Genomic DNA, 256 nt, shown 5'->3' with positions numbered 1-256 from the left:
AACACGGGATGGAGGTCCGAACCGGTAGGCGTTGAAAAGTCTTCGGATGACCTGTGGTTAGGAGTGAAAGGCCAAACGAACGTGGCGATAGCTGGTTCTTCCCGAAATGCATTTAGGTGCAGCCCTGTGCGGCAAGTGTCAGGGGTAGAGCGCTGGATCGGGACGGGGGATTTATCCTACCAACCCGAACCAAACTACGAATACTGGCAGCCGAGGCACGGGAGTGAGAATGTGGGGGATAAGCTCCATATTCGAG

Annotated in this window: 1 rRNA gene (cut by a window edge); it reads left to right on the top strand. The window is 55.1% G+C overall.

Features of this window, described 5'->3' with window-relative positions:
* Nucleotides 1-256: ribosomal RNA gene (locus N3D74_06740) — 23S ribosomal RNA — on the top strand (its annotated part extends 267 nt beyond the left edge of the window); the annotation flags it as partial.

It is taken from the genome of Caldisericia bacterium (assembly GCA_026414995.1).
Classification (GTDB): domain Bacteria; phylum Caldisericota; class Caldisericia; order B22-G15; family B22-G15; genus JAAYUH01.
This window is presented reverse-complemented; position numbering and strand designations above follow the sequence as displayed.